Annotated in this window: 15 protein-coding genes; 9 read left to right on the forward strand and 6 right to left on the reverse strand. The window is 38.1% G+C overall.

Going from position 1 to position 19,094, the window contains the following annotated elements; genetic code table 11:
• The first annotated feature begins 5 nt into the window (after positions 1-5).
• The 8 genes from nagA to AC07XU_RS08975 all read left to right on the forward strand — a co-directional run bounded on the left by nagA (position 6) and on the right by AC07XU_RS08975 (position 10,461).
• On the forward strand, positions 6-1,202 hold the full coding sequence (nagA, locus tag AC07XU_RS08940; protein ID WP_494943297.1) for an N-acetylglucosamine-6-phosphate deacetylase: 1,197 nt from the start codon (positions 6-8) through the stop codon (positions 1,200-1,202).
• A gap of 15 nt (positions 1,203-1,217) precedes the next feature.
• Positions 1,218-1,973 (forward strand): glucosamine-6-phosphate deaminase, encoded by a 756-nt coding sequence (locus tag AC07XU_RS08945; RefSeq protein WP_494943298.1) that lies wholly within the window; start codon positions 1,218-1,220, stop codon positions 1,971-1,973.
• A gap of 69 nt (positions 1,974-2,042) precedes the next feature.
• Positions 2,043-3,110: a LacI family DNA-binding transcriptional regulator gene (locus tag AC07XU_RS08950; RefSeq protein ID WP_494943299.1), complete on the forward strand. Its 1,068-nt coding sequence runs from the start codon at positions 2,043-2,045 to the stop codon at positions 3,108-3,110.
• Between the two features lie 57 nt (positions 3,111-3,167).
• Complete coding sequence (locus tag AC07XU_RS08955) at positions 3,168-4,586, forward strand: putative oxidoreductase C-terminal domain-containing protein (protein WP_494943300.1); 1,419 nt, start codon at positions 3,168-3,170, stop codon at positions 4,584-4,586.
• Positions 4,587-4,749: 163 nt separating this feature from the next.
• Positions 4,750-6,894, forward strand: a complete 2,145-nt coding sequence (locus tag AC07XU_RS08960; RefSeq protein WP_494943301.1) for a hypothetical protein — start codon at positions 4,750-4,752, stop codon at positions 6,892-6,894.
• Positions 6,895-6,905: 11 nt separating this feature from the next.
• The gene (locus AC07XU_RS08965) at positions 6,906-7,778 is read left to right on the forward strand and encodes an alpha/beta hydrolase (protein ID WP_494943302.1); all 873 of its coding nucleotides are present in this window, start codon (positions 6,906-6,908) and stop codon (positions 7,776-7,778) included.
• A gap of 12 nt (positions 7,779-7,790) precedes the next feature.
• Positions 7,791-8,972 (forward strand): glucuronyl esterase domain-containing protein, encoded by a 1,182-nt coding sequence (locus AC07XU_RS08970; protein ID WP_494943803.1) that lies wholly within the window; start codon positions 7,791-7,793, stop codon positions 8,970-8,972.
• 46 nt (positions 8,973-9,018) lie between these two features.
• Positions 9,019-10,461 carry a sialate O-acetylesterase gene (locus AC07XU_RS08975; protein WP_494943303.1) on the forward strand — a complete coding sequence of 481 codons (1,443 nt, stop codon included), beginning with the start codon at positions 9,019-9,021 and terminating at the stop codon, positions 10,459-10,461.
• Positions 10,462-11,269: 808 nt separating this feature from the next.
• Here the strand turns inward: AC07XU_RS08975 and AC07XU_RS08980 are convergent.
• Genes AC07XU_RS08980 through AC07XU_RS09005 form a run of 6 tightly spaced genes read right to left on the reverse strand, consistent with a single transcriptional unit; the run spans position 11,270 to position 17,901 of the window.
• Positions 11,270-12,388, reverse strand: a complete 1,119-nt coding sequence (locus AC07XU_RS08980; protein ID WP_494943304.1) for a metallophosphoesterase — start codon at positions 12,386-12,388, stop codon at positions 11,270-11,272.
• 12 nt (positions 12,389-12,400) lie between these two features.
• Positions 12,401-13,342: an endonuclease/exonuclease/phosphatase family protein gene (locus tag AC07XU_RS08985; protein ID WP_494943305.1), complete on the reverse strand. Its 942-nt coding sequence runs from the start codon at positions 13,340-13,342 to the stop codon at positions 12,401-12,403.
• A gap of 48 nt (positions 13,343-13,390) precedes the next feature.
• Positions 13,391-13,990, reverse strand: a complete 600-nt coding sequence (locus AC07XU_RS08990; RefSeq protein ID WP_494943306.1) for a histidine phosphatase family protein — start codon at positions 13,988-13,990, stop codon at positions 13,391-13,393.
• Entirely contained in the window at positions 13,983-15,437 is a 1,455-nt protein-coding gene (locus tag AC07XU_RS08995) for an FGGY-family carbohydrate kinase (RefSeq protein ID WP_494943307.1), read from the reverse strand. Before AC07XU_RS08995 ends, AC07XU_RS08990 begins: the two co-directional genes overlap by 8 nt.
• Positions 15,437-16,885, reverse strand: coding sequence for an FGGY-family carbohydrate kinase (locus AC07XU_RS09000; RefSeq protein ID WP_494943308.1), 1,449 nt, complete (start codon positions 16,883-16,885; stop codon positions 15,437-15,439). Before AC07XU_RS09000 ends, AC07XU_RS08995 begins: the two co-directional genes overlap by 1 nt.
• Before the next feature lie 5 nt (positions 16,886-16,890).
• Positions 16,891-17,901, reverse strand: coding sequence for an NAD(P)-dependent oxidoreductase (locus tag AC07XU_RS09005; protein ID WP_494943309.1), 1,011 nt, complete (start codon positions 17,899-17,901; stop codon positions 16,891-16,893).
• Between the two features lie 290 nt (positions 17,902-18,191).
• Here AC07XU_RS09005 and AC07XU_RS09010 point away from each other — a divergent pair, with 290 nt between their 5' ends.
• Positions 18,192-18,956 carry a DeoR/GlpR family DNA-binding transcription regulator gene (locus tag AC07XU_RS09010; RefSeq protein ID WP_494943310.1) on the forward strand — a complete coding sequence of 255 codons (765 nt, stop codon included), beginning with the start codon at positions 18,192-18,194 and terminating at the stop codon, positions 18,954-18,956.
• Positions 18,957-19,094 lie beyond the last annotated feature (138 nt).

Below are 19,094 nucleotides of genomic sequence, written 5' to 3' on the forward strand. Positions count from 1 at the left end.
ATAAAATGATAAAAATTATTAATGGAAATGTATTAACTCCATTCCGGGTGTTAGAAAATGCTTCTGTTTTAATAAATGATGGGAAGATCGTAGCAATTACACAAGACGAAATTGATGATCGCGATGCAATTGAGATAGATGCTCAAGGAAATTTTGTTGCTCCAGGATTTATTGATATCCATGTGCACGGTGGCGGAGGGTTCGATTTTATGGATAATACCGTAGAGGCATTTTTGCAGATCGCCAAGACCCATGCCAAATTTGGCACCACTTCGATGGTGCCAACTACCCTAACCTGCGAGTTGGAGGAACTTTATCAAACTCTGGCTTGTTACGATGCAGCCAATGAAATTAACATAGATGGGGCCCAGTTTTTGGGTATGCATCTGGAAGGACCCTATTTTTCAGTTAACCAGCGTGGTGCTCAAGACGAACGTTTCATCAGAGACCCAGATCCGCTAGAGTATAAAGAAATCCTTAGACGCTCCAATTCAATTGTGAGATGGAGTGCGGCCCCTGAACTAAAAGGCGCCATCAAATTTGCCAGATTTTTGCGTCAGAAAGGCATTCTGGTAGCATTGGCTCATACCGATGCCGTTTATGAAGAAGTATTAGAAGGTTTTGAAAATGGATATTCTTTGGCTACACATCTTTATTCGGGTATGTCTGGGGTAACAAGGAAAAATGCTTTTAGATATGCTGGTGCAGTAGAAAGTGCTTTCATTATCGACAACATGGATGTGGAGATTATTGCAGATGGAATCCACCTGCCCGCACCTCTACTCAAATTGGTTCACAAAGTTAAAGGAGCCGGCAAAACGGCACTTATTACCGATGCAATGCGGGCTGCTGGTATGCCAGAAGGCGAAAGCATATTAGGCAATTGCCACAGCGGACTGAAAGTTATCATAGAAGACGGAGTGGCAAAGCTATTAGATCGTTCGGCTTTTGCTGGCAGTGTAGCGACCGCAGATCAATTGGTTCGAAATATGATTAATTTGGCTGGCGTGAGCCTCAACGATGCTGTAGAAATGATTACGGCCACTCCCGCAAGAATAATGGGTGTATCTGAAAGAAAAGGCTCCTTAGTGGCTGGTAAAGATGCAGACATAGTCATATTTGATCAAGATATCAATATTGATACCACAATTGTAAATGGCAGGATTGTCTATAGTGCTTCCCTAAAAGAAGTTTTAGCCTAAACAACATTAAAAAAGATGATTAAAAGGATAGATAAATTAAAGGTTATAAAAGCCGACACCAGAGCTGAAGTTGGTCAGTTGGCAGCAGATGCAGTATACGAAAAAATTGAAGAGCTCATGCAAAACCAGGAGAACTTGAATATCATCTTTGCCGCAGCCCCATCACAAAGCGAATTTCTAGAAAACTTGATCCAAAAACCAATTAAATGGAATAGGATCAACGCTTTTCACATGGATGAATATCTTGGCTTGCCAGCAGAAGCACCCCAAGGCTTTGGGAATTTTTTAAGTAATGCCCTTTTCAATAAAGTTAGTTTTCGATCTGTTAATCTTTTAAATGGTAATCCTGTTACTGCCGAAAAAGAATGCGAGCGTTATGCCCGATTGATAGATAATAATCCGCCAAACATTGTATGCATGGGAATAGGAGAGAATACACACATTGCCTTTAACGACCCGCATGTAGCAAATTTTGAAGATCCTGAAAAAGTTAAAATGGTCAATCTTGATGAGCTATGCCGTCAACAACAGGTAAATGATGGATGTTTTGCAAAAATTAGTGATGTACCTGCCCATGCATTAACTTTAACCATACCTACGCTAATGTCGGCTGGTCATGTTTTTTGCGTTGTTCCTGGTGCTCAGAAAGCAAAAGCAGTGCAGTACACATTAAATTCACCAATCACAGCTACTTTTCCTTCCACGATTTTACGTAAACATCCATCCGCTACACTTTATGTTGATGAGCATAGTGGTGTATCGGTTGACTAAAAAAACATAAATTTGCTTATTAGATAAAACATCTTAAAAATAGGAAGATAGCCTTAGCAGTGATACACAATGAACGAATTATTAAAGAAAGAAGTTTCAGGAGTTAAAGAAATTGCAAAACGTGCCAATGTTTCGATTGCCACTGTAGATCGGGTAATCCATAACCGAACAGGTGTTTCGGAAAAAACAAGAAATCTCATTCAGCAAATTATCAAAGAATTAGATTATCAACCGAATGTACTTGCAAGAAGTCTGGCATCACGCAAAACGCTCAATTTCGCAGTGCTCATACCATCTGTCTCAAAAGAAACTGCTTTTTGGGGAGCTCCGTTAAGCGGAATACATCAAGCAGAAACAGAAGTTCGTAGGTATGGGATTAAAATCGATAAGTATTTTTTTGATCAAAATGATAAATCTTCTTTTGTAAAACAAGCTCATCAAATTTTAGTCAATAGGCCAGATGGGGTGCTTTTAGCTCCAATGTTTATTGAAGAATCTGTGAGTTTTACCAACGGCTTGCAAGAGCTTAAAATCCCATACGTTTTCATCAACTCTGACGTGCCTAACCAAGAAAGTCTGTGTTATATAGGTCCAGATCTTTACCATAGTGGTTACCTGGGCGCTCATCTGATGAAATATGTTACCAAAGCTGGAGGTAAAGCTTTAATTGTAAACATTTCTAGAGAAATAGATTTTCATCACCATTTGCTTCGCAAAGAGGAAGGGTTTAGAGCCTATTATAAAGAAAATCAAATTACTTCGCCCATCATAAAAATAGACATTAACCAAACTGATTATCAGTCTATCAGAACAAAGCTAAATGAAGCTTTAGATGAACATAAGGATATCTCGGCCATATTTGTAACTAATTCTCGTGTTTTATCTGTTGCCCGTTATCTCGAAGAAGTTGGTAAGGCAGATTTAATGTTGATGGGTTTCGATTTTTTAGATGAAAATGTGAAGTACCTACAGAAAAATATTATAGATTTTTTAATTTGCCAAAAGCCCCAAGAACAGGCCTACAGAGGGATTTTTGCGCTCTATAATAAATTGGTGCTTGGAGTAGATGTTGAAAAGGTAACATTTATGCCAATTGACATCATTACAAGAGAGAACTATAATTACTATAATAATTAAAATATACCAATTAATACGCTCCAAATAATTCATCGCTACCTCAAAGGATCACATAAAATGAAAAAAGAAAAATATAGAATTGGACGTATAATCGTATTTACAGCAATGGTCTTAATGTCGAGCTGTTTGATAATGATTAATCAGGGATGCAAAGTGAACAAATCTGTCGTTAAGCCTATGCAAGGAAATGTAAAACTGATAACCTTAGATCCAGGCCATTTTCATGCTGCCCTAGTACAAAAGCAGATGTATCCTGGTGTAGATTCTCTTGTAAATGTATATGCTCCGAAAGGTTCTGAGCTTGAAGCACACCTGGCCTTAATCACAAAATACAATAGCATGGCTAACCAAGCGACACATTGGAAAGAAGAAGTTTACACGGAAAAAGATTACCTTGAAAAAATGCTTTCGCAAAAAAAAGGTAATGTGGTTGTACTTGCTGGAAACAACAGTAGAAAGACTGATTATATTAAAATGTGTGTTGATGCAGGTTATAATGTGCTTGCAGACAAGCCTATGGCGATAGATCAGGAGGGATTTAGAAAATTAGAATTAGCGTATTATTTAGCGCAAAAGAATGGCGTCTTGTTATATGATGTGATGACTGAGCGTTATGAAATCAATAGCATTTTACAAAAAGAGTTTTCAAAGCAGACTGAGCTTTTCGGTGAGTTAGTGAAAGGGACAATTGATAATCCAGCCATTACTAAAGAAAGTGTACATCACTTTTTCAAATATGTTTCTGGAGCGCCTTTGGTTAGGCCGGCCTGGTATTACGATGTGAAACAACAGGCAGAAGGTTTGGTAGATGTAACCACCCATTTGGTAGATTTGGTACAATGGGAATGTTTCCCAGAGCAGGTTATAAATTATAAAACAGACATCAAAATGTTAAGTGCAAGCCGTTGGGCAACTCCGGTTACGTTGGCCCAATATCAACTTTCTACCGGGCAAAATTCCTTTCCGCCTTATTTACAAGGTTCCTTAAAAAATGAAATTCTACAAGTTTTTGCTAATGGTGAAATGAACTACACCTTAAAAGGTGTGCATGCTAAAGTAGCTGTAAAGTGGGACTTTCAAGCTCCAGAAGGCACTGGAGATACGCATTTTTCAACAATTAGGGGCACAAAGGCAAACGTAATTATTAGGCAGGGAAAAGAACAGCAATATAGACCGATGCTTTACATTGAGTCCGTTGCTGGTCAAGAAAATTTTGAACAGATACTTGCACAGACAATTAAAAAATTGCAGAGTAAATACCCTGGGTTGAGCTATGAAAAAATAAGCTCTGGTTGGCATATTTTGGTGCCAAATCAATTTAACGTCGGGCATGAAGAGCACTTTGCTCAAGTAACCAAAGCTTATCTCAGTTATTTAAAACAAGGTGCTTTACCTAATTGGGAGGTGCCGAATATTTTGGCAAAATATTATACCACTACCCAGGCACTAGAAAAATCGAAAGCAGCAAACCGATAATGAAATCTTCTGCTGGTTGCTTTGTAAATACACTTTGTAGCTAAAAATAATCTTGCTTAAGCAAGATTGTAAAATTTAATGCTTTAAATTAATTTCGGGTACGTTACCGAAGTTATTGAAATAGAAATCGATACTTAATAAAACACATTCATACGATCAGACTATGCGAAACTTTTTTTATTGCTTCCTGGGTCAAATACTGCTTACTGTATCTGTATTTGCGCAAACAAATACAGTGGTTGGTAATGTAAATGGCTCTAATTTTACTGATGACGAATTGCAGCGGGAGATGTTGAAACATAGGGCAGCTGTTTACCGTTCGTTAAGAGCTTCAAACTTAAGCGAATCGAAACTCTTTGCGGCCCTCAAAAAAGCAGCTCTTGATTCACTAACCATCATCAAAGTACAAGAAAATCTTTTAAAAGAGCGTTCGTTATGGCAATACGATAATTACAAGGCCGTTTTAAATGATTTAGCAACAACCAACCAAGCTAGAAAACAAATGGCAGCAAAAGGTCAGTTTTTTGTTGGTCCGGCACAGTTTACCCAAGAAGGATTTTATAGTTACCAGTTAAGCAATTCGCTGATAGAGTTGAAGCGATTATTAGTAGATGAGGCAAAAATTAAAGTTACTGATGAGGATCTAGAAGCCCAGTTTAGGGTAATGCAAAGAACCATGTACAAAGAATCTAAATACTTGCTAAAGGATTATACAAGGCAAGTAAGGGATGCTTTTATAGAAATAGCCTATCATCAATATATAGTCGGTCTGGTAAAACTTGCAAAGGTTAAAGTAGATGAAAAAAGACTGGCTGCAATTACTACCTTACAATGGCAAGTAAATAAATCAAACTCAAAAGGTACCGTGTTTGTGGACGCTTTATTAGGCAATGATAAGAATGATGGCAAAACGGCAAAAACACCATGGAAATCGATAGAGAAACTAAACAATACAACTTTCAAGCCAGGAGATCGTATTTTGCTTAAAGCAGGGAGCATTTGGATAGGTGCATTACACCCAAAAGGTTCTGGGGTTAATGGAAAGCCGATTGTGCTAGCCAGTTACGGTCAGGGGCCTAGGCCCCTGATAGACGGTAATGGAATGGAGGGGAAAGGTGTATTTAGTTTGCATAACCAACAATATTGGGAAGTCAGTGATTTAGAACTTGTAAATGATGCTGCCACGCCAGGCGATCGTAGAGGGGTTGAAGTTAAAGCCTCAAACGCAGGCATTCTGAAACATATTTATTTCAAAAATCTGGAAATCCACCATATCAAAGGTCTGGTAGGCAATGGACATAAAGAAAAACGTACATCGGGAATTTATATCACTACTGAAAAAGATAAAGCGAAACCTACGCGTTATCATGATATTTTGATTGAAGATTGCAATATACACCACATCGAAAACCAGGGCATAGCTACTAGCCATGAAACAGCTGTATTTGAGTACCCAGGTACGGGCGAATGGGAAAATAGAAAGTTAACTGGCTTAATCATACGCAATAATGTCATTACCTATATTTCAAAAAATGCCATGATCATTCGAATGACCGAAGGCGGAATAGTGGAACACAATTTATGTTACGAAACTGCATTGGTTATTACGGGCAATACTATCTTCTCTAGAACTTTAATAGGGACAGTGTTTCAATTTAACGAAGGTTTTTTAAACCGATCTCCAGATGCAGATGGCAGTTTGTATGATCCCGATATCAATAGTCCAGGAACCATTTGGCAGTATAGTTACAGTCATGATAATGCCCATGGTTTGGTCTGGTTCTGTACCGAAAAACGTGATGATAACATCATTGTACGGTATAACCTGAGCCGAAATGACAAAGGAAATTTGGTGTATTTCAACTATGCATTTAAACAAGCTTCGGTTTATAACAACGTATTTTATATCCCCAGACATCTTGCCCCAGTAATTATTCGCGAAAAAGGAACTAATCCCCATAGTTATAATTTTTATAACAATATCATTTACAACCTATCTGAAAAAGCAAGTTATATGTTAGCAAGTAATCCTATTGAGCCACAAGAACGGAGTTACGCCAACAACTTATTTTTTGGTGTGCACGCAGCGGGTGAACCAGTGGGCGAGGGAAAACTAACAGAGGATCCACTCTTTACCGATGTAGACATAAAAGAGCATCTTAAAAAGCCTTGGGGTTTTCAATTGAAAAACAATTCGCCAGCACTAAAAGCTGGTAAACCAATTGCTGGTAATGGCGGCAAAGATTTTTTCGGTAATGAACTAAACAACAATAGGCCAACTGCAATTGGATTTGATAATGGCAAATAATTTTACGTAACATGATGATCAACAAATTACATAAACAACTTGTAGTTCTATTTATTTTAGGCTTCAGTGCCCATGCTTGTACGGCTAAGCAGATTAAATCTCAAAATACGGATACAGCCAAGGTTTTCTATAATATCCGCTATGCGCAAAAACCGGACTCCATTGGTGCAGATACCTCAGCAGACAGAACTTTAGATTTACATTTACCCGCTTTTAAAGCAGGTAAAAAAGTTCCGGTTTTGTTGTTAATCCATGGTGGCGGATTTAGCGGAGGCGATAAAAAAAGCACTGGAGCAATTGCTGTGGCACTAACCAAATATGGCTATGCAGTAGTAAATATCAACTATCGCCTTGCGCTTAAAAGAAAAAAGATAATCGGTGCCAGTGCCAGCGGTAATATGGCCCAAGGACTGCCGGCAAACGGATTTCATCCGGCACTGAGTCATGCCATAATTATAGCTTCGCAAGATGCGCAATTAGCTTTGCAATGGATTAAAGATAATGCTCGTGCATATCATTTCGATTTAAGCAAGGTTGCAATTGGCGGTGGTTCGGCAGGTGCCATGACTTCTTTGTATACTGCCTACGCATCTGGACAAAAAGTATTGCCCATAGGTGCAGTTGTAAATCTGTGGGGTGGACTTGAAAAGGTGGAAACCATTTCAAGAAATTCTCCACCAGTAATTACTTTTCACGGTGATCAGGATAAATTGATCAATGTAAGTTACGCTACGGCTATACAGAAAAGGAAAGAAGATTTAGGCGATAATGCAAGTTTTTTGGAAGTAATGCCAGGTAAAGGACATGCCAGGTATGATTTTATTTTAAAAGAAAAGATACCTGCGATTGATTCGTTTCTAAAAAAGAACCTAACCATTAGATAATCAGTGAAATTGATGATGCGGTTACAATTGTTTTTTGTCTTGGTATTGATAGCTATGTTTTCAAATGCTCAGAATTATGATGAAAAATTAGTGCCTCATTATCAACTGCCAGAATTGTTGCGCACAATTAATGGTAAGAAGGTAAGCAGTAAAACTCAGTGGCGGAATGGCAGGCGTGACGAAATCTTCTCGCTTTTTGAAAGTGAGATTTACGGAATGGTGCCTAAAAAAATTCATGCAATTGAATTTAGTCAGAAGAAGTTGCAATCTACGATGGATGGTAAGGCTATCTTAAAGCAAATTAATATAATAATAGTCAATAATAAGCTTAAAGATAGTTTTGAGCTTATCCTTTTAATTCCGTCAAACAGCCGAAAACCTCCCCCTGTTTTTTTATTGATCAATAACCGTGAAAAAGACAATACAGATCCCTCAAGACAAATCAAAAGTGATTTCTGGCCTGCCGAAATGCTCATTGATAATGGTTTTGCTATTGCTGCTTTTCAAGTAAACGAGCTGGCACCAGATGATAGTTTATCTTACCAAAATAGGTTTTTGCGATTATTTCAAGATGAATATCTAAATCGTGGTACCCGAACCATAAGCATATGGGCTTTTGGGGCAAGTAAAGTGATGGATTATCTTGAAACAGAATTAGCAATTGATGCTTCAAAAGTGGTATTGGTCGGCCATTCGAGGGGCGCGAAGACGGCTTTGTGGGCATCAGCAAATGACAAACGTTTTGCCATGTGTATTGCAAATTGCTCAGGGAATACTGGAGCGGCATTATCTAGGCGGAGATATGGGCAAACTGTGTCCATGATCAACCGTTCATTTCCTCATTGGTTTGCTCCAAAGTATAAAGCCTATAATGATAACGAAAATAGTTTGCCGGTAGACCAACATATGCTCATTGCATTAACTGCGCCCAGACCAGTTTATATTATTTCAGCCACTGAAGATCGTTGGGCAGATCCAAAGGGAATGTATTTGGCTTTATCTTATGCGCAATCAATTTATCTGAAATATAAAAGGATGGCTCTACTTCCAGATATTTTTCCCCAGCCAGATCAGCAGATTATTACGGGAGATTTGCTTGCTTTTCACAATAGAACAGGTAAGCATGACCTCACGCTATATGATTGGAGAAACTTTATCAGCTTTGCCAAAAGATATTGCTTGACAAAAAAATGAGCATGAAGTAAATGTTATTGCTAATTATTGAAAATTCAAGTATCTGATGAAAATATTTAACACAATCGATTTTAGAAAAAACATTGATCGGACTTTCTGTTTGTCCATCTTCTTTTTATTGCCACTCATTTCTGAGGCCTCCATAACTTTGCCGGACATATTCAGCGATCATATGGTTTTACAGCAGCAGGACAAGGTTGCGTTATGGGGTTACGCAAAGCAAAATAAGTTTATTTATTGTACCACCTCATGGGATAAAAAGCGATATCGCATAAAAGCAGGAAAAAAAGGGCAGTTTAGATTATATGTCCAAACACCACCAGCTGGCGGACCTTTTCAGCTTACTTTTTTTCAGGATGGCACAAAAATAATTATACACGATGTAATGATTGGTGAAGTATGGCTTTGCTCTGGGCAATCTAACATGGCAATGCCAATGTCTGGGTTTTCCAATCAGCCAATTCTAAATGCGGGACAAATATTAGCTGAATCGGAAAATCCAAACATTAGACTTTTCAAAGTTCAAACAAAACGAGCCGATAGCCCACTTATTGAAGTAAATGGCAAGTGGGCTTTGGCCAATGCATCAAGTGTAAGGGAATTTAGTGCTATCGGATACCTATTTGCAAAATCCTTGCAAGAACGGTTAAAAGTCCCAGTAGCTGTAATTATGAGTGCCGTTAGTGCAAGCAAAATTGAGGCATGGATGAGCCCCGAAGCAATACAAGGTTTTAAAGGCAAGAAAATCATAAAACACGGCTCGGCTATTATAAAGCAAAACGATCCTACGGTTTTATATAACGGAATGATACACCCGATAGCTGGCTACAACCTTAAGGGGGTGTTGTGGTATCAGGGCGAGGGTAATAGGTCTGATCATGCTATCTATGACCAACTGCTGTCGAAAATGGTAACACATTGGCGTAAGATTTGGAACATAGGTGACTGGTCTTTTTACTATGTTCAAATTGCACCTTGGTATTATCAATTGAAAAGTCCAGAAACGATACCATTACTTAGAGAAACACAGGCAAAAGCTGTAAACCTAATTCCTAATTCAGGGATGATTGTATCAGCTGATGTTGGTAGTGCGTTTACTATACATCCTCCTGATAAATTTGCGATTAGCCAGCGATTATTGTATTGGGCGCTTGGAAATACTTACAGCAAATCAGGTATTGACTATAAAAGCCCAACTTACCAGTCATTTAGTATTAAGAATGATACCATCCTTGTACAGTTCAATGATGTTCCACGGGGGTTGACTAGCTATGACAAACAGATTTCCAACTTTAGGATTGCTGGCCAGGACAAGAAGTTTTATCCTGCTGTAGCAACAATTGACGCCAAGACGAATGGTATAAAAGTTTTTAGCGAAAAGGTTAAATCACCTGTAGCTGTACGGTATGCATTTAGCGAGTATTTTCAAGCGAATCTATACAATTTAAGCGGTCTTCCAGTTTGCCCATTTAGAACTGATGCATGGTAGCTACCGTCAGAATTATTATTTAAAGACTTACTCTAGCAATTCAGTTTAACTTAACTACCAATATGGGATGCTAAAGGTGGTTAATGCCAATGTTTTGTTGGTTAAGTATTTGTGAGGTATTGTGCTCCTTAATAAAGTCAAGCTAGAGTTTGGGATCGGTATAAAATTTACCTATCGATTGTTTCCGAAAATTTCAATTTCCAGTTTACCATCTGTGATAAAAGTGACGCGAGACAAGAAATTTGTGAAGTCGCGGTCTGTCAATTGATTCGAACCATTGTGCGGGTTTTATGAAAACCGGCATAGTCCATCGGCGAACCAGCCGTGGAAAATTCCTCTACAACCTTTCCAATTTCTTTTAACTGCCACCGTTGGCCAAGCAGCAAATGCTAGCAGAAATTACCAAAGCAAAAAAAATAAAATATCGACTTCAGACACTCTCTAAAATTTATTCTTTTATTCTTCACAACTGAACTATTTGAACAAGAGAAGAGTGACAATAATATATCAGTAACTTTCCCCAAAAAACCTAAAACAAAAGTTGAAACAACTTGGCCAAAATGTACTGATTTAGATAGGCATGGAAATATTGTTTATTAATATTACAACATTTGCTAATAACAGGTTTACGTTAAGCCCCAGGCCAAGTGCGAACAAAAGAATTGAAAGTTATTTATTAAAATGATACTGTGTATAATTTTGCAATTAAAACATGCAAACTTAATCTGCAAACCCTTTAAAAATTAAGCATTGTCTCAAAAAACTAACATTTCTTTAGGTCGCATGCTCTTTAAAATTAAAGTATTTTTTATTCAAACCTGATGAGGTACTCATTTCTTGCGTCTTTCTTCCATGCATTTGGCTGAGAGGTTGGCGATATCCCAAATAACGGCGAAAATGTACGGACTTTAACTGTTCTGTTGTCGGGGAAAAATTCCAGAATTCGCAGCCAGCCGTCTCCACCATTTCCAATTCTGCCTCCACCGCCCATCGACTGAGCATCGAACAAGATCTGGTGAACAGCTTTACCTTGGTCGTTTTGGCTCTTTAAATATCCTTCTCCAGAATAATGTCCACTGAGTACCAATTCAATATTGGAGGCAGGTTTTACCAGTTTTTCCCAAATCTGTTTGCCGTTATTGGCCGATGGGAGGGTTATTCGCTTTGATTTCTGGATCATGTTGTTTACACGGTAGGGCTCCCAAAATAACCAGCTTATATCTCCTCCACCAAGGCTATCTTTTGTAGTAACGTAACTGTGTGTAGACATCACGATCCGATGGTTTTTGTACTCTTGCATGGCGGCAACTTTTTTTGCCCAGTTTAAAACGGTATCTCTTGGTGCATATTCAACTGTCATGAACAGATAATCTTTGCCGTTCAGGTTTTTAAGTTCATAGGCCGAATTTGCAAGCGTTTGCTGCCCTTGCTCATCCCTTGAGTTTTGTACCAGGTATTTTTGGTTCAGGTAATTTTTTTCGGTATTAAAAAACTGATTGTAATTGGAAGTTCTGTTGCCCTCTCTGTCTATGCTGTAATCGTGATTTCCTGTGGCGGCCATGTAAGGTATCTTTCCATTGAAACGGTCGAATGCTTTGGAAGCCGCTGTCCATTGCTGCTGGGTAGTCTGATCGCCATCATAATCGTTGGTAATCTTTTCGTTGTTGTTCACCAAATCGCCCATGCAAAGCACCATTTTGATGTTCAGCGAATCGATATTGGTATCAATCCATGCCGACATGAGGTCGAGAATAGGCTGGTTAGCGCCCCATTTTACATAGTTTTGTATATCAGGAAGCATAATTACCGTAAAAGATTTTTTGTTTTCAAGCGCCGGCTTCTGGTAGGCAGCTTGTGCATGCGCTACGGTAGTACCTAATAAAACACATCCAGCAAAAAGCAATACATAAAGTAAGTTCTTTTTCATAATATAAATTTATTACCAGGTGATATAAACTGGGTAGTGGTCAGACAATTTATGGGTTTGTTCATCTTGGATTACATCAGCAGCTTTAACCTTAGCAGCCATCGCTTTATTTGCCCAAATGTAATCTATACGGATTTTTTTGCCGTGTTCAGCCGCATGCCCCTTAGTAGGTGCACTATATTTAAACTGAGTATTGGTTAAATAATAGGTATCCTTAAAACCAGCTTGGAGCATTCGGTTGGTAACTGTATAATCTAAACGCCCTTGGTTAAGGTTGTTGTAGTAAATGGTTTTAAATTTAACAATTGCGGTACCGCTTTTGGGCTGTAACTTGCCTTCTGTTTTAAGAAAGGCATCAAGTAATGGTTTTCCATATTGAGTTGAATCTGCTGCTGCGAGTGCATTAAAATCACCAGCGATGATTATTTTTTCATTTGAAGGGATCAATTTAGCATGGGCTAAAATGCGGTCAATGTCATTCCGCCTAATCTGAACTTCAAAAGGAGAAAGGTGTGTAACAAAGAAATGGATGCCATTGATGTTGCCGTAGAGATAGGAGTGCCACATGTTTGTTGTAATCTGTTGTGCCATCACAATTGGGTAACGAGAGGTAATGCCAATTGGATGGGTAACACCGGTATTTAATAGCACATAGGGATGACCATACTTTTTTCCCAGGTTTTCAAGGCTATCCTGTGTAAATCCATTGAGTTCCTGATAAGCAATCACATCAGGATTTTCTTTAGTTATCCAATTGATATAGCGTTTTTGTAACAAAGCGTCATTGTTAAATCCATGCAGCACGTTGTAACTGATGAATTTCATTTCGTTTGTGTTACTTTGGGCGTATAGATCAGCAGACGCTAGTATCAATAAAAGTCCCAACAGGGTTTTTCTAGCCATTAAATTGAGTGCTAAAAGAAAGGGTTTATCATTGGATCTTTTAAAAATCATGCTTGGGAAATTAATGGCTTAAAATACCGATGTCAATTAAACTTAAGGTTAAGAAATGATTGCATTTAGCTTTGTGAGCGTAAGAATGTTGTCTTCATCAAGCTCAAATGTAGTGATGGATGAATTTTCTTGAGCCAATTGTCGATAGTTTTTGAGTGGCATGCCCAATTTATGAGCCAAATACAGTCGGTTGATGCCATTATGGGCTACGACTAAAATTGTACCGTTGTGGTGTTTGTGTAGCATTTCGCTAAAAAAATCATCCACACGTTTCACAATCTGCTCGCCGCTCTCTCCATTGCCTCCAGCTTTGGTCATTAAGGGATCGTTACTCCAATTTTTCCAAAGTGTTTCATTCTCTGCAATAAATTCTCCCCTGGTTTTCCCTTCCCATGTACCAAAATCAACTTCAATCAATCTTTCGTCGGTAACAACGTTAGTTCCAGAGGCTATGGCTGCGGTAATTTTTGCACGCTGTAGGGGAGAGGAGTAAACTGCATCAAATTTAAGCTCTTGCAACAGCTGCTGAACAAGATTTGCTTGAGCTATCCCTTTGGCTGTTAACTCTATATCTGTTTTGCCACAATACCTGTTTCCATCTGCATTGTAGGCTGTTTCTCCGTGTCGTAATAAATAAACTTTAAGCATCTATAGTTTCTTTAATATAGCCTTTGCTAGTTAACAGGGCGATAAATTTATGATAGTTTTTGTTGTATTGATCTGAAAGTATTGGCTCTGGGTAAACTTGCTTTTCAATGCATGTCATTTGTGCAACAGCTTCAATGAGCGTTTTAAAATAGGTGTTTGAGGCGGCTAAAATTGCAGCACCAACAGCGCCACTCACATATTTCATTTTAAAGATAGGGAGATTTAATACATTGCTCCTAATTTTTAGCCATACTTCATTATTACTTCCACCCCCAGCAGTGTATACCGCATTAATGTCTTCTTGTGTAAACTGTTTGATCAACTCAAAAGCATAACGTTCTAAATACGCAACTCCTTCCATATTGGCTGTAAATTTCTCTTCCATAGTTAATCCCGCTGGTTCAAAACCTATTGCCTGGGGTGCCAGCATTGGAAATCTTTCTCCTTTTTGTCTTAATGGATAAGAAAAATTGTTACTAGGGATTAGTTTTGCCGCTGCTTTGCTAAGGTTTTCAATGTCATTTCCAAATTCATTTGTTACCCAATCTGCTCCGGTATTGCTAGCCCCACCTGGCATCCAATATCCTAATGGGTGTCTGTGACTGTAAATTCTTCCTTCATCATCAAGTATTTGCTGGGTTGTTACGCCTTTAATTACCATTGTCGTGCCTATGGTGGTATTCCAATCTCCAGGCCTAATGGCGCCTGATGCAATTTGCGAAGCGCAACCATCAGTTATGCCATTAATGATTTTAATATGTTTTGGGAGGCCGATTTTTTCGGCTAGCTGTGGCTCAATTGTTCCAATTACACTTCCAGAGGGCAATACCGTTGGTAGCCAATTTTTTTTAATCGATAAATCAGTTGTGAGATAAGCTGGCCACTCTAGGTTATTCACATCGTAGCCAGATTTAAAGGCATTGGTATAATCTGTCACTCCCCAAACTCCGCTTAACAATCCGGTAATGTAATCTGCCGCATGTACCCATTTTACTATTTCATTTACCTTTTCGGGATGGGTTTCTTGAAACCAAACCATTTTTGCCAAACCGCTTGAAGAGTTGAAACCGGTAAATCCTTGTACGTTGTTTTTAGCAGCTATAGCGATGCATTTTTCGCCTTGTGCTGTAGAACGCTTGTCGCTGTACATGATTGCATGATGAAGTGGCTGATGGAATTGATCTAAGGGGATAACTGTTCCTGAGGTAGAAGTAACTGCAATGGCGATAATTTTGGAGATTATTTTTTGATTTGACTCTGCAGTGCTTAATTCCAGTAAGCACTCTTCACAGGCTTTCCACCAATGTAATGGCGATTGTTCTTCTCTTGATTGATCGTCTAGGCCAAAGTTTTTTTCAGTACTTGCCGCGACTGCTCCATTAGAATCTAAAATGACCACGCGAGCGCCTTGTGTTCCAATATCAATTCCTAGAAAATATGCTCCCATTAACTAAAAGTTTGTTTAAATACAGCTCTAGTCTGCTTCCATTGGTTATAGAGTTGCTGGTATTGTTCGATATTTTGCGGAATGGTTTCTGCTAAAATTGATGAATTTAACGCTGCAAAACCTAAGGCATTGTTGCAAATATAAACTCCACCAATTACCGAAGCTTGGCGATAATCTGTATTTACTTTGATTTTTTTACCGATCAGATTGGCTAAAAACTGTCGCAAAAGTGGGCTTTGTACTCCACCTCCGCAGGCCCAAATATAATCTGCTTCATGCGTGGTTACTTCACATAAAGTTTTGTAGTTTTCATTAATGCTACAGGCAATATCCCACAATGTGGCCCAAACAAAACTTGCTCTAGTTAATTGATGAGATACAGGTGCATTAAATATAAAGCCACCTTTAGTTAGTGGCGTTTCTTCGCCTGCTAGTAGCGAACCTAAAGAAGCTACACACTGAAAATCTTTAAGTTCGGCCAGTTCCTTCTCAATTAAATCATAATCTTCAGTTGGATAAAAAATTTCTTTTAACCGCTGATAGTTTAATCCAGTTACACCAGCATTTGTTTCTAAAATAAAACTGTTCTCATCTGTATGTCTGTTAGTCCAGGTACGGTTCAAATGGTCTGTAATGTAACTTTCGGTTAATTTTATGATAGGCGTAGTAGTGCCAGAAACTATAATGATATCATTTGCAGAGGGTTGTGTGCTAATTACTGCTAACTGCGTATCTGCCCCACCTACAATAACGTTAGCATCAGCCGATATTTGAATTGCTTCAGCCTCGCTTTTCAGAACCTTACCAAGGATAGTTCCAGATGCTGTTAGTTTTGGGAGAAGGTTGGGGCTAATGTTAAATAATTTGCAAAGCCGATCTGACCAGCTTTTTTTTGCTACATCATAAAGCAAAGTTTCTGATGCTTGTGAATGTTCGTAATGTAATACACCACTCATTTTATATTCAACCCAATCGCTAATGCTTAAAAAAGTATCAACCTCATGCCAAATTTCTGGCTTTTTTTTCTTTATGCCGATTAATTTATAGACAGAGAATAGCGAATTGGGAAAACGTCCGGTCAATTGGTAGACCTCTTTTTTATCCGCTAGTAAGCTTTCCCATTGTCTTCCGCGGTGGTCGATATTAGGTAGGCCTATAAGTGATTTTCCTTCTTTATCAACCAATACTATGCCTTCTCTTTGGCTAGTGGCTGTTATTCCTTCGATATGGATTTCGGGAGCTTGCGCTAGACTTAATCTGGCTAATTGTTGTATCTGAAGCCAAAGATCGTTAGGGTCAAAAGACAAACTATCAGGGTAATCATTATCCTTTGCATTTTTTAAATCTGCTCTTGCTATTCCTAAAATTTTGCCATCAATTGTAACTACGGCCACACGAACATTGCCTGTACCTACGTCTATAATTAAATGTCCTTGCTGGTTATTCATATTAACTATATTTTGCTCATTTGCCTTTGCGTTGCAAACCATTTGATAATTCTATCATTCATAATGGCCACGTGATGATCTTCAACCTCATATGTAGCACCTGCAATATGTGGTGTGGCCAATACATTTGGGTGTTGGATTAATCTGTAATCTTTTTCATCTGGTGGTTCGTGGTCAAATACATCCAATACCGCACCTCTAATTAAATTGTTTTCTATGGCATATAAAAGATCATCTCTTTTTACAACGGCTGCCCTTGCGGTGTTCACAAATATGGCGTCGGTCTGCATTGTAGCTATTAGGTCATGGTTAATCATTTCAATTGTGGTATCATTAACTGGTAAATGAATAGATACAATATCTGATGTTTTAAATACTTCTGCTAAACTTGTTTTCTTATATTTAGCACTGGCCTGTTCAACAAAGGGATCATAAAATTGAATAGGGCATGGAAAATTTTCTACCATATTGGCAATGCGTTGCGGAACTGCTCCAAAGCCAACCATGCCTATTGTTTTATTTGCCAATTCATTTCCCTTAAACTGAAGATAGGATGTATGGGCACCATTATCCCAATTTCTTTCTTTTAACCATTTGGTACTTGCAGCGGTGTTACGTAATAAATCTATCACGTTTGCTAAAAATAGTTCAGCAACCGCTTGAGCATTTCTTGCAGGTGTATGGAAAACGGGGATATTTCTCTCTTCAGCAGTTTTTAAGCAAACATTAGAAGGAGTGCCTCTACAAACACCAATAAACTCTAAAAGTGGAAATGTATTAATCACTTTAGCGGTTACATGATCATGTTCGGTGATTAATGCATCTGCTTTAGAAGAATTCAATAGCTCAATAAGTTCGTTCTCATTAAATGCTCTTCCGTTATTTTTCCACGGTTTATAGATAACCTCTCCCAGCACAGCTGTAAGTTCTTCTTGTCCTTCGGCATGATAAGGTGCTGTAACTAATATCCTCATTTTTGTTGTTGTATTGGTTAATTTATTTAATAATGTAATCACATTTACTTGACTGTGTATAACCTTGTCAATAATTAGCGGCGTGTATGTTATAGATTTAATCTTTACAATCTCCAGTTACATCACATGGATTCAAATAATAAAATTGTGATGTGACAAACAAATTAACATAATTAAACTTAAAAAAACAAAAATAAAATTTATTTAAACAAAATTTTAGTTATTTGTTGCTATTTTTCGTTTAAAAGTAAATTATGCTTTAATTAATCAATTTTAATTAAGTTTGCATTACAGAATTCAAAAAATTAAACTCTCTTAGTCAAGCGCAGCTTATGAAAAACATTACCGATAGACATGAACTTATTCTTCAAAGGCTTAAGGAGAATGGAAAAGTTAGTATAGCAGAATTGGCAGAACTAATGGATGTAACTGGGGTAACAATCAGAAAAGATTTAAAAATCTTGGAGGATAAAAATCTTTTGTTTCGTACCAAGGGCGGTGCTTCTGTAAGTAATCCCTATGCTTCGGAGCGTACTATTAACGAAAAGGAATTTATTAATTCTGATCAGAAAAAGAGGATCGCAAAGGCGGCCATGGCATTGATAGGTAATAGTGATTCAATCAGCATTGGTTCAGGAACTACGGTTTTCGAGCTGGCAAGGTGTCTGTTTCCGGCCAACCATTTAACTGTAATTACCCCTGCTTTAAAGGTGGGGTTAGAATTAAGTAACCGTCCTAATGTTGAAGTTTTGCAGCTTGGTGGCCTCATAAGGTCAAACTCATCATCTGTAGCGGGTACGTATGCAGAAAGAACACTTCAAGAATTATCCTGCGAAATTATATTCCTGGGTGTAGATGGTATTGATTTTGATTTTGGTTTTTCCATCACCAACATTGCCGAGGCTACGCTAAACCAGAAAATGATTGAAACTGCCCAAACGATTGTGATTATGGCCGATAGCACAAAATTTAACAAAAGAGGGTTAGGTAAGATCTGTGGTTTTGATCAGGTTCAGTATGTGATTACTGATGATAAAGTTTCTGAAAAGACCGTTAAGCAGTTGGAAGATAGAAGTGTAAAGGTAATTGTGGTTTAAGGTTTTTTAAGTCGGGTTTCATCTTTGTGTTTTGAGCTGATAAAATCTGATAGCTAAATCGCCATTCTTGAAATGAAATAGTCGAATTTTTTGCCTTTAAAAAATAAGGGTATCAATAGGATGTTTTTATCTGATCTT

It is taken from the genome of Pedobacter sp. GW456-11-11-14-TSB4 (assembly GCF_059424425.1).